General features: G+C 64.5%; 8 protein-coding genes. 2 read left to right on the top strand and 6 right to left on the bottom strand.

The features are described from left to right. Window positions 1-169: 169 nt before the first annotated feature. From ACYVOC_RS01995 to gabT, 5 genes are all read right to left on the bottom strand, one after another. Window positions 170-985 carry an ABC transporter permease gene (locus ACYVOC_RS01995; protein WP_461160702.1) on the bottom strand — a complete coding sequence of 272 codons (816 nt, stop codon included), beginning with the start codon at window positions 983-985 and terminating at the stop codon, window positions 170-172. Window positions 986-1,006: 21 nt separating this feature from the next. Then, entirely contained in the window at window positions 1,007-2,266 is a 1,260-nt protein-coding gene (locus ACYVOC_RS01990; RefSeq protein WP_461160701.1) for an ABC transporter permease, read from the bottom strand. A gap of 36 nt (window positions 2,267-2,302) precedes the next feature. Next, window positions 2,303-3,346, bottom strand: a complete 1,044-nt coding sequence (locus ACYVOC_RS01985) for an ABC transporter substrate-binding protein (RefSeq protein WP_116003697.1) — start codon at window positions 3,344-3,346, stop codon at window positions 2,303-2,305. 34 nt (window positions 3,347-3,380) lie between these two features. Further along, window positions 3,381-4,457, bottom strand: a complete 1,077-nt coding sequence (locus tag ACYVOC_RS01980) for an ABC transporter ATP-binding protein (protein ID WP_461160700.1) — start codon at window positions 4,455-4,457, stop codon at window positions 3,381-3,383. A gap of 349 nt (window positions 4,458-4,806) precedes the next feature. Continuing rightward, entirely contained in the window at window positions 4,807-6,105 is a 1,299-nt protein-coding gene (gene gabT / locus ACYVOC_RS01975; protein ID WP_461160699.1) for a 4-aminobutyrate--2-oxoglutarate transaminase, read from the bottom strand. Window positions 6,106-6,270: 165 nt separating this feature from the next. On the opposite strand from gabT, the gene ACYVOC_RS01970 reads away from it, so the two are divergent. Both ACYVOC_RS01970 and alaS read left to right on the top strand, forming a co-directional pair. Continuing rightward, entirely contained in the window at window positions 6,271-7,662 is a 1,392-nt protein-coding gene (locus ACYVOC_RS01970) for an aminotransferase-like domain-containing protein (protein WP_116003700.1), read from the top strand. Between the two features lie 67 nt (window positions 7,663-7,729). Then, window positions 7,730-10,351 carry an alanine--tRNA ligase gene (gene alaS / locus ACYVOC_RS01965; protein WP_461160698.1) on the top strand — a complete coding sequence of 874 codons (2,622 nt, stop codon included), beginning with the start codon at window positions 7,730-7,732 and terminating at the stop codon, window positions 10,349-10,351. 216 nt (window positions 10,352-10,567) lie between these two features. On the opposite strand, the gene ACYVOC_RS01960 is transcribed toward alaS, so the two are convergent. After that, window positions 10,568-11,587: GGDEF domain-containing protein (locus tag ACYVOC_RS01960; RefSeq protein WP_461160697.1), on the bottom strand; the 1,020-nt coding region annotated here is incomplete at its 5' end.

Below are 11,587 nucleotides of genomic sequence, written 5' to 3'. Positions count from 1 at the left end.
GTGGCTGCTGCCAGCGACCCACTGGCCGTTGATCAGGCCTTGGGTCTTGAGCAGGCTGGGGTCTTTGAGCAGCGAGAGCTGGGAGCTTGGGGTGATCATGGCAAGGCTCGGTCGTGTCGGAAAGGTAAAAAGGGAAGCGCAAAATTCGGAGCGCGGGTGTCGCAAAGGACTACCTGCGCCGTCCGCGCAGCCATTCGAGTGTCATCATCAGCGCCGTGGTGAATAGCGTCAGCAGCGTGGCCACGGCAGCGATCACAGGTGATATGTTTTCGCGGATGCCGGTGAACATCTGGCGTGGCAGCGTGACCTGCTCGGGCCCGGCGAGGAACAGCGTGACCACCACCTCGTCGAACGAGGCGGCAAAGGCGAACAGTGCACCCGAGATCACGCCCGGCGCGATGACCGGCAGGGTGATCTTGAAGAAGGTGCGCACCGGCCCGGCGCCCAGGCTCAGGCTGGCCTTGACCAGGTTCTGGTTGAAGCCTTGCAGCGTGGCCAGCACCGTGGTCACCACGAAGGGCGCGCCCAGCGCGGCGTGCACCAGCACCAGGCCGAGGTAGGTTTCCGACAGCCCAATGCGCGCGAAGAACAGGTAGGTGCTGACAGCCACCACGACGATGGGCACCACCATGGGCGAGATCAGCATGCCGCTGATGAGCCCCTTGCCCACGAAGCGGGTGCGCGCCAGTCCCATGGCCGCGAGCGTGCCCAAGGCGGTGGCCAGCACCGTGGCCAGCGGCGCGACGATGAAGCTGTTGCGCGTGGCGCGCGCCCACTCGGCCGAGGCAAACAGTTCCTCATACCACTGCAGCGACCAGCCCGGCAGCGGGTACGACAGGAAGGAACCGCTGGAGAACGACAGCGGCACGATGACGATGATCGGCAGCAGCAGGAACAGCAGCACGCCAACGCAGAAGGCGCGCAGCGCCAGCCAGCCCAGTTTGTCGGCCAGGCGGTAATGTACGGGGAAGGTTGAGGTTTTCATGGGAAGGGTTCCGTGCCGGGGTCAGCCCATGCTCAATTCGGCCTTGCCGAACTTGCGGTAGATGGCATAGAGCACCAGGGTGGTCACCAGCAGCACCGAGCCAAGCGCGGCCGCCATGCCCCAGTTGACCTCGACGTTGGTGTACTGCGCCACGTAGTAGCTCAGCATCTGGTCGCTCGGGCCGCCCAGCAGGGCGGGGGTGACGTAGTAGCCGATGGCGGTGATGAACACCAGCAGGCCGCCTGCGGCCACGCCGGGGTAGGTTTGCGGCACATAGACGCGGAAGAACGCTGCCAGCGGCGTGCTGCCCAGCGAGACGGCGGCGCGCAGGTAGTTGGGCGGGATGGACTTCATGACGCTGTAGAGCGGCAGGATCAGGAAGGGCAGCAGGATGTGCACCATGGCAATCACCACGCCCAGCCGGTTGAACAGCAGCGGGACGGGCGTTTCGGTGAGGCCCAGGGACATCAGGAAGCGGTTGACCAGCCCGTTGCTTTGCAGCAGCACGATCCAGGCGGCGATGCGCACCAGCACCGAGGTCCAGAACGGCACCAGCACCAGGATCATCATCAGGTTGGCGCGGCGCTCGCTCAAGGTGCTGAGCCAGTAGGACAGCGGGTAGCCAATCAGGATGGCCAGCAGCGTCACTGTGGCGCTCATCTCGAAGGTGCGCACCAGAATGTCCCGGAAGGCGGCCGCCTCGGAGGGCACGGCCACCACGTCTCCCTGCGGCGTGCGCTGTAGGTCCACGGCGGCCAGTAGGTAGTCCGGCGTCCAGCGCGAGGCATTCTTGGCGATGGCAAGCCAGTAGGGCGCCTCGGCCCAGCGTGGGTCGAGCGCCAGCATGCGCTCGCGCACCTCGGCGTCGTTCAGGCCCGTGCCCAGCGGCAGGGCGCGGTAGGTGCCCATGATGAGTGAGCGCGCGCCGCTGATTTCGCTGTTGAGGCGCCGCGCCAGGGCGCCGGCCTGCGCGGTTTCCTGCAGGGCCGAGAGGTCCCGCACCAGCGCGGCGTAGGCCGCGTCGGGCGGGGCGCTCTGGTGGTTCCAGCCTTTCAGCGCTGGGCCGGTATGCACCAGGGTGTCGGCCACTTCGGGGTTTTCCACGGCCCGAATCAGCAGGCCCGCCAGGGGCACCATGAACACCACCAGCAGGAAGGCCAGCAAGGGCAGGGTGAGCGCCATGGAGCGCAGGCGGCGCCTGCGCTCGGCGGTGCGCAACTGGCGCCCCAGATCGGGGGGCGCGTCCTGGTCCTGGGGAATGGCCATGGTGGCGGTATTCATGCGGAGGCCTTCATGCGGGAGGGTGCTGGCCAAGACTTATTGCGCGGCCCATGCGGCGAAGCGCTTTTCAAGAGATTCGCCCTGATCGGCCCAGAAGACCACGTCAAAGCGCAGCGCATCCTTGCTGTTCGCGGGCGAGGTGGGCAGCAGGGCCTGGGTCTTTGCGTCGATTTTGGCCATGGCCTTGTTGTTCGTCGGGCCGTAGGAGATGTGGCGCGCGTATTCGGCCTGGGCGTCGGGTGAGCTGGCCAGGGCGATGAACTTCATGGCTGCGTCCTTGTTGGCGCCGCCCTTGGGTATGACCCAGAAGTCCAGGTCATAGATGCCGCCGGTCCAGGTGATCTGGAGGTTCTGTCCCTCGCGCTGCGCGGCATCGATGCGGCCACTGAAGGCGCTGGTCATGGCCACGTCGCCCGCCACCAGGAACTGCGGGGGCAGCGCGCCGGCTTCCCACCACTGGATATGGGGCTTGAGCTCGGTCAGCTTCTTGAAGGCGCGGTCGGCGCCGTCCTTGGTGCCCAGCACTTTGTACACGTCGGCGGCCTTCACGCCGTCGGCCATGAGCGCGAATTCGAGGTTGTAGCGCGCGCCCTTGCGCAGGCCGCGCTTGCCGGGGAATTTCTTCACGTCCCAGAAGTCGGCCCAGCCGGTGGGGGCAGTCTTGAGCTTGTCGCCGTTGTAGGCCAGCACGGTGGACCAGACGAAGGCGCCGACGCCGCATTCATGGACGGCGGCGGGCAGGTAGTCGGATTTGCTGCCGAGCTTGCTCCAGTCCATGCGCTCGAACAGGCCTTCGTCGCAGCCGCGGCTGATGTCCGGGCCCTCGACCTCGACCACGTCCCAGGTAACCTTCTTGGCCTCGACCATGGCCTTGATGCGGGCCTGCTCACCGTTGTATTCCACCGGGGTGATCTTGCCGCCCGAGGCCTTCTCGTAGGCCTCGAAGTAGGCCTTCTTCTGGGCGGCACCATTGGCGCCGCCGAAGTTCACGACCGTGAGGTTGTGCTGCGCCAGGGCCGGCAGGGCCAGCGCCAGGGCGCCGACGAGCAGCAGGGGGCGAAGGGTGGGGGTGGATTTCATGCTTTTGTCTCCTTGAGGGTGTGGGGAAAAGGGGTCAGAGGTACACGCGCGTGTGCTGCGCCGGTGCGTGCAGGTACACGGTGTGGCCGGGGGTGGGCACGGCGGCATGGTGAAGTGAGAGCTTGACCATCACTTCGGCCTCGTTGGCCATCTTGCAGCGCAGGCGCAGGTGGTCGCCGAAATAGATCACGTCCATCACGGTGCCGCTTAGGGTGTTACTACTCGTGCCATCGGCCAGCTGGATGCGCTCGGGGCGCACGCTGCACTGCACCGCGTCGCCCACCGTGGCGCGGTTGACGTTCAGGCCGTGCAGGCGGGCGCCGTTGCGCAGCACCACTTCGCATTCTTCACCCTCGGTGGCATGCACCTTGGCTTCGAGCACCGCGTTGTCGCCCACGAAATTGGCGACGAAGCGGTTGGTCGGGGTCTCGTAAAGCCGGTCCACCCGGTCGATCTGCTGGATGCGGCCGTCGTTGAACACCGCCACGCGGTCGGACATGGTCAGCGCCTCGGCCTGGTCGTGCGTCACGTACACAAACGTCACGCCCAGGCGGCGGTGCAGCGCCTTGAGCTCAAGCTGCATGTGCTCGCGCAGCTGCTTGTCGAGCGCGCCCAGCGGTTCGTCCATCAGCACGAGCTGCGGGTCGAACACCAGCGCGCGCGCCAGCGCCACGCGCTGCTGCTGCCCGCCCGACATCTGCGTCGGGTAGCGCATGCCCATGGTGTCCATCTGCACCATCTCCAGCGCGCGCGCCACCTTGGCCTCGCGCTCGGCCTGGGGGAGCTTGCGCACGCGCAGCGGGTAGGCGATGTTCTCGGCCACCGTCATGTGTGGGAACAGGGCGTAGTTTTGGAACACCATGCCGAAATTGCGCTTGTGCGGCGGGGTGCGGGTGATGGGTACGCCGTTGAGACTGATCTCACCGGCCGTAGGGGACTCGAACCCGGCCAGCATCATCAGCGTAGTGGTTTTGCCCGAACCCGAGGGGCCGAGCAGCGAGAGGAACTCACCGCGCTGGATGTCCAGGTTCAGGTCACGCACCACCAGGCTGGTGCCGTCGTAGGTTTTTTGTACCCCTCGGAATGTGACGAGTGCGTCGCTTGCGGTCATGGGCGGGTGTCTGGTTGTGGATGCGATGGGGAGAACTGTAGGGCGTTCAGGCGGATGCGGACATATACAGAAGGCCGCTGTGGGGTGCGCACTGTGCAGTACTGCAAGCCTCTACACAGAAACCCTTGGTTGAGAGCGATGCCCCACGATGGTCCACAAGATTAAGCTTGAATGCTATGTATTTAATAGCAATTTTAGTGCCGACGCACTACGCCATTAGCGCAAAACGGAGGGCGTGAAAAATGGCGTCCGTATGCGCTTGTACGGTGATACCCCGGCAGAAAGACCACGGCCCGGCGCGGCGATCCTGCGCCGGGCCGTGGGCCCGCAAGAGGGCAAACCGTCGTGCTCAGGCAGCGACGGCGGCCTCCAGGGATGCACCAATGATCGCCAGGCCTTCGTCGAGCAGCGCATCGCTGGCCGTCAGCGGCACCAGGATGCGGATCACGTTGCCGTAGGTGCCGCAGGTCAGCAGGATCAGACCGCGCTTGGTGGCTTCGGCCGACAGGGCCTTGGCCAGGGCGGCGTCGGGCTGGTGCGGGTTGCCGTCCTGGCACAGTTCCATGGCCACCATGGCGCCCAGGCCGCGCACCTCGGCGATGCAACGGTGCTTGCGGGCCAGTTCCTGCAGGCCGGCCACCAGGCGCAGGCCCACGTCCTCGGCGCGCTGCAGCAGGTTTTCCTTGTCGAACACGTCCAGCACGGCCAGCGCAGCGGCGCAGGCCAGCGGGCTGCCGGCATAGGTGCCGCCCAGGCCGCCGGGTGCGGCGGCGTCCATCACCTCGGCGCGGCCGACCACGGCGGAAATCGGGAAGCCGCCGGCCATGGACTTGGCCATGGTGATGAGGTCCGGGGCCACGCCGCTGTGTTCGACGGCGAACCACTTGCCGGTACGGCCGGCGCCGGTCTGCACTTCGTCGGCGATCAGCAGAATGCCGTGCTGGTCGCAGACGGCACGCAGGTGCTGCAGCAGCGCGGGCGGCGCGATGTTGAAGCCGCCTTCGCCCTGTACCGGCTCGATGATGATGGCCGCCACGCGGCTGGGCTCGATGTCGTTCTTGAAGATGCTTTCCAGCGAGCCGACGGCGTCCTGCACGCTCACGCCATGCAGTTCGGTGGGGAAGCGCGCATGGAAAATCTCGGCCGGGAAGGGGCCGAAGCCGGCCTTGTAGGGTACGACCTTGCCCGTCATGCCCATGGTCATCATGGTGCGGCCGTGGTAGCCGCCGGTGAAGGCGATGATGCCGGAGCGGCCGGTGTGGGCGCGGGCGATCTTCACGGCGTTTTCCACGGCTTCCGCACCGGTGGTCAGGAACATCGTCTTCTTGGCGAAGTTGCCCGGTGCCTTGGCGTTCAGGCGCTCGGCCAGCTCGACGTAGGGCTCGTATGCCAGCACCTGGAAGCAGGTGTGGGTGTAGTGGTCGAGCTGGTCCTTGACGGCCTGGATAATCGCGGGATGGCGGTGGCCGGTGTTGAGCACCGCGATGCCCCCGGCGAAGTCGATGTAACGGCGGCCTTCCACGTCCCAGATCTCGGCGTTTTCGCCGCGCTCGATGAAGATCTGGTGGGAGTGGCCGACACCACGCGGGATGGCTGCCTCGCGGCGGGCAAACAGGGCGGCGTTGTTCAGATGGGGTTCGCGTTGCATGGGGTCCTTCCGGGGTGATGGCAGAGGTTTCTGATCCTGCTGCCACTGTAGGAGCGCCCCTGCGCGGCTAACATATACAGATACCTTGCAATCAGGAATGCACTGTGCTGTTCAGACTACCTGTACAGACAAACCCTTGGTTGCGGGCGCAATGTCTGGTACCCCATGTTTTCTTTGAATCCCCAAGCGTCGACGCCGCTGGTCCTCCAGGTTGTGGAGGGCTTCCGGCAACTGGTCGAAGACGGCACGTTGCGTGCAGGAGCCAAACTGCCGTCGATACGGCAGTTTGCCCATGCCCATGGCGTGAGCGTGTACACGGTGGTCGATGCCTATGACCGGCTGGTGGCCCAAGGCTACTTTGTCTCGCGGCCCCACTCGGGTTTCTTCGTGCGCCGACGGGCCGACACCGCGCTGGAGGCGCCCGGGCCGGCGGGCCAGTACAGCTTCGACTCGATGTGGTACATGCAGCGCATCTTTGAAAACCGGGCTTTGCGCCTCAAGCCCGGCTGCGGCTGGCTGCCGGGCGACTGGCTTTTCTCCGAAGGGGTGCGCCGCGGCCTGCGCGCGCTGGCCGCCGAAGAAGTGGACCTGGGCGGCTACGGCGAGCCCAAGGGCTACCTGCCGCTGCGCCAACTGGTGCGCGACCTGCTTGCCGAGCACGAGGTGGTGGTCACGGCCGAGCAGGTGCTGCTGACCCAGGGGTCGAGCCAGGCGATGGACCTGGTGGCACGCCAGCTGGTGCGCGCCGGCGATGCCGTGCTGGTGGATGAACCGGGCTATGCCAACCTGCTGTCGGCGCTACGCTTTCTGGGCGCACGACTGGTGGGCGCGCCCCGCACGGCCAACGGCTACGACCTGGACCTGCTGGAGGCGCGTATCCAGGAACACCGCCCCAAGGTGTTCTTCACCCAGCCCCGGCTGCAGAGTCCCACCGGCTCGACGGCCCAGGTGGCGCACCTGTACCGCCTGCTGCAACTGGCGGAAAAGTACGATTTCGTGGTGGTGGAGAACGACATTTACGTTGATCTGGACCCCGAACCGCGCCCCACGCTGGCCAGCCTGGACCAGTTGCGCCGCGTGGTCTATATCAGCAGCTTCTCGAAGACCATCTCGCCCAACATCCGTGTGGGCTACCTGGCCGCACACCCCGACCTGCTTGAAGAACTGGCGCGGCTCAAGATGATCTCGGGTCTGACGTCCTCGGAATTCACCGAGCGCCTGGCCTATGGTGCCTTGCTCGATGGCCGCTGGCGCAAGCACACCAAGGCTTTGCGCGACCGTCTGGCGGTCGCACAGCAGCGCGTTGCCTCCAGCCTGCTGGACCTGGGCTTCGAGCTGTTCGTCGAGCCCAAGGCCGGCATGCTGCAGTGGGCGCGCCACCCGGCCATCGAAAATTCCAGCGAACTGGCCTACAAGGCGGCCGAGCAGGACATCCTGCTGGGGCCGGGGCATCTGTTCACCGTGGATCTGCAGCCCAGCCCCTGGCTGCGTTTCAATGTGGCGCACTGCCAGGACGAAACTGTGTTCGCATTCCTGCGCAGCCAGACAGCGGGCTGAAACCCCCTAAAATCACCGGTTCGCCTGTTTTTTCAGCGCCGCCGCTCTCCCTTCCGAGAAGAAAACCATGACCCCCAGCTTCACCGTTGCCGACATCCGCAAGACTTTCCTGGACTTTTTTGCCTCCAAGGGCCACACCGTCGTGGCTTCGAGCCCCCTGGTGCCGGGCAATGACCCGACGCTGATGTTCACCAATTCGGGCATGGTGCAGTTCAAGGACGTGTTTCTGGGCACTGACAAACGGCCCTACAACCGTGCGGTGTCGGTGCAGGCCTGTTTGCGCGCGGGCGGTAAGCACAACGATTTGGAGAACGTGGGCTACACCGCGCGCCACCACACCTTCTTCGAGATGCTGGGCAACTGGAGTTTTGGCGACTACTTCAAGCGCGAGTCGCTCAAGTGGGCCTGGGAGCTGCTGACCGAGGTCTACAAATTGCCGGCGGATCGCCTGCTGGCCACGGTGTATATGGAGGACGATGAGGCCTACGATATCTGGACCAAGGAAATCGGCCTGCCGCCTGAGCGTGTGATCCGTATTGGCGACAACAAGGGCGGGCGCTACAAGTCCGACAACTTCTGGATGATGGCCGACACCGGCCCTTGCGGCCCGTGCAGCGAAATTTTCTACGACCACGGCGACCACATCCCCGGCGGCCCGCCGGGCAGCCCCGAGGAAGATGGTGACCGCTTCATCGAGATCTGGAACAACGTGTTCATGCAGTTCAACATGGCGGAAGACGGCTCGGTGACGCCACTGCCCGCGCCCTGCGTGGACACCGGCATGGGCCTGGAGCGCCTTGCCGCGATCCTGCAGCATGTGCACAGCAACTACGAGATCGACCTGTTCGACCAGCTCATCAAGGCTGCTGGCCGTGAAACCGGCGTGAGCGATCTGGACAACAAGAGCCTGCGCGTGATTGCCGACCACATCCGCGCCACGGCCTTCCTGGTGAGCGACGGCGTGATCCCCGGCAGCGAAGGACGTGGCTATGTGCAGCGCCGCATTATTCGCCGCGCCATCCGCCATGGCTACAAGCTGGGCCAGAAAACGCCGTTCTTCCACAAGCTGGTGGCCGACCTGGTGCGTGTGATGGGCGACGCCTATCCCTCGTTGCGTGCCCAGGAGCAACGCATCACCGAGGTACTCAAAGCCGAGGAAGAGCGCTTCTTCGAGACGCTGGCCAACGGCATGGAGATTCTGGACGCCACTCTGGGCGGCGGCGCCACAGTACTGCCTGGTGACGTGGCCTTCAAACTGCACGACACCTACGGCTTCCCGCTCGACTTGACCAACGACGTGTGCCGCGAACGCGACGTCGAGGTGGACGAGGCTGGTTTCAAGGCCGCCATGGAAAAACAGAAGGCCCAGGCCCGCGCTGCCGGCAAGTTCAAGATAGACAAGGCGCTGGAGTATACGGGCGACGTCAATCGCTTCACCGGCTATGAGCATCTGGCAGAGACTGCAAAAATTGTAGCTATTTACGTCGATGGGGTAAGCGCTGCAGCTCTAAAAGTAGGTCAAAGCGGTGTGGTGGTGCTCGACACGACCCCGTTCTATGCCGAGAGCGGCGGCCAGGTGGGTGACGAAGGTGTGATCACCAGCGGCTCAGCCCGCTTTGCGGTGGGCGACACGCTCAAGATCAAGGCCGACGTGTTCGGCCACCATGGCACGCTGGAAGAGGGCACGCTGAACGTGGGTGACACTGTGCAGGCCCAGGTGAACCAGGCCGTGCGCGCCGCCACCATGCGCAACCACTCGGTCACCCACCTCATGCACAAGGCGCTGCGCGAAGTGCTGGGCAGCCATGTGCAGCAAAAGGGCAGCCTGGTCAATTCTGAGCGTACGCGCTTTGACTTTGCGCACAACGCTCCCGTGACCGATGCCGAGGTGCGCGAGATCGAGCGCCGCGTAAACGAGGAAATACTCGCCAACGTCGCCACGCAGGCCCGCGTGATGGACATCGAATCGGCCCAGAAGACCGGCGCCATGATGCTGTTTGGCGAAAAATACGGCGATTCCGTGCGTGTGCTCGACATTGGCACCAGCCGCGAGCTGTGCGGCGGTACGCACGTGCAGCGCACGGGCGACATTGGCCTGTTCAAGGTGGTGGGTGAGGGCGGTGTCGCTGCGGGTGTGCGCCGCATTGAAGCCGTGACCGGGGTCAACGCACTGTCCTATCTGCAAAACCTGGAAGACACGGTAAACCAGGCCGCAGGCGTGCTGAAGTCGCCCGTGGCCGAACTCACGGGCCGCATCAGCCAGGCGCTGGAGCACGCGCGCGCGCTGGAGAAGGAAGTGGCCGCGCTCAAGGGCAAGCTGGCCTCCAGCCAGGGTGACGAGCTGCTGGGCCAGGCGGTCGATATCAAAGGCATCAAGGTGCTGGCTGCAGCCCTGCCGGGCGCTGACGCCAAGACCTTGCGTGACACCATGGACAAGCTCAAGGACAAGCTCAAGACGGCTGCCATCGTGCTGGCTGCCGTCGATGGCGACAAGGTGCAGATCGCTGCCGGAGTGACCGCCGACAGCGTGGGCCGCATCAAGGCCGGTGAACTGGTCAACTTTGTGGCCCTGCAGGTGGGCGGCAAGGGCGGCGGCAAGCCCGACATGGCTATGGCCGGCGGTACCAATGCGGCGCAACTACCCGCAGCGCTGGCCTCGGTGGCTGATTGGGTGGCTCAGAAGATCTGATTTTTTGTTTGCGCCGGGAGGCGCTTGCATGCACCGCACTTTGTGCGGTTGCCTGGGCTTAGGGCGATGCTGAACAAGTCCCTCACGCGCTGCGCATTCGTACCTCGGGCGGTCTGCGGCGTTGCAAATCCTCGCCATAGCTGCGGCTATGACTGCGCCTTGCATCCCATCCCGATGCACGGCGCGCACCATCCGGTGACTTATTCAGTCATCGCCTTAGAAAAGCTCCACGTCGTCGTTGCTGACCTTGGATTGGAAATGCCCCTCGGCCACGAGGTCGTCGTAGTAGCGCACCTGGTTGCGCCCGTTTTCCTTGGCGAAATACAAGGCTTGGTCAGCCTGGCCCAGGATTTCCACGGGCGAGCCTTTGTCGGTAGAGACAAAACCCACGCTGACGGTGACCTGCCCCACCTGCGGAAAATAGTAGTCTTCGACGTTCTTGCGGAATCGGTTGAAAACCTTGTGCGCTGTTGACAGGCTGGTCGATCGCAACAGCACCACGAACTCCTCGCCGCCAAAGCGGAAAATGCGGTCATGGCTGCGGAACGAGGAGCGCAGAATGTTGGCGACCAGGATCAGCACTTCATCGCCATACAGGTGTCCGAATCGGTCATTGACCATTTTGAAATGGTCAATGTCCACCACAGCCAGCCATTGCTGCATGGTGTCCGGGGGGGCGTCGGCGTCTTCCTCCATGCTGGCGATGGCCTGGGGCCGCTCCCCAGGGTCGTTGGATGTGAAGCGTGAGAACTGCTCGTCGAAAGTCTTGCGGTTGAACAGGCCGGTCAGCGCATCGCGCTCGCTGTAGTCCAGCAGGCTCTGGTAGTTTTTGTAGACGTGAAAGACGCTGGTGATCACATCGAGTTTTTGGGCCGAAAAGGGGCGCGACTGGATGACTTCGAGACAGGTTGTCACCTTGTCATGCATCCAGACGGGCAGCCATAGGCAATAGCGCCCCCGGCCCAGGGTTGCGGCAGCACTGGCGCTGCGCGCCTGGATGCATTCCAGCAAAGCGGGTATTTCCGTGATGGGCTGGCGCAAGGGGTCTTGGGCTGCTTCGCTTTCGGCAGAAACCCATTGGCCTTTGTCCATCCAGGTGATGGGGCGCACGAAGTAGGCGTCGTTGACGGTAAAAACTTCCAGTGAACGTACCTGCACGACGGAGCTGAGCGACTGCAGCGTGGACAGCACCGACACCGCCAGCCGCAAGTGATCGCGGTGGCCGGTCATTTCAAC

It is taken from the genome of Simplicispira piscis (assembly GCF_054783455.1).
The sequence above is the reverse complement of the archived record's forward strand: the minus strand, read 5'-3'. Positions and strand labels throughout refer to the sequence as shown.

Coding starts and splice junctions, on each gene's coding strand:
- ACYVOC_RS01990 (WP_461160701.1), bottom strand. CDS start 2,266: ATGAATACCGCCACCATGGCCATTCCCCAGGACCAGGACGCGCCCCCC.
- gabT (WP_461160699.1), bottom strand. CDS start 6,105: ATGCAACGCGAACCCCATCTGAACAACGCCGCCCTGTTTGCCCGCCGC.
- ACYVOC_RS01970 (WP_116003700.1), top strand. CDS start 6,271: ATGTTTTCTTTGAATCCCCAAGCGTCGACGCCGCTGGTCCTCCAGGTT.
- ACYVOC_RS01985 (WP_116003697.1), bottom strand. CDS start 3,346: ATGAAATCCACCCCCACCCTTCGCCCCCTGCTGCTCGTCGGCGCCCTG.
- ACYVOC_RS01995 (WP_461160702.1), bottom strand. CDS start 985: ATGAAAACCTCAACCTTCCCCGTACATTACCGCCTGGCCGACAAACTG.
- ACYVOC_RS01980 (WP_461160700.1), bottom strand. CDS start 4,457: ATGACCGCAAGCGACGCACTCGTCACATTCCGAGGGGTACAAAAAACC.
- alaS (WP_461160698.1), top strand. CDS start 7,730: ATGACCCCCAGCTTCACCGTTGCCGACATCCGCAAGACTTTCCTGGAC.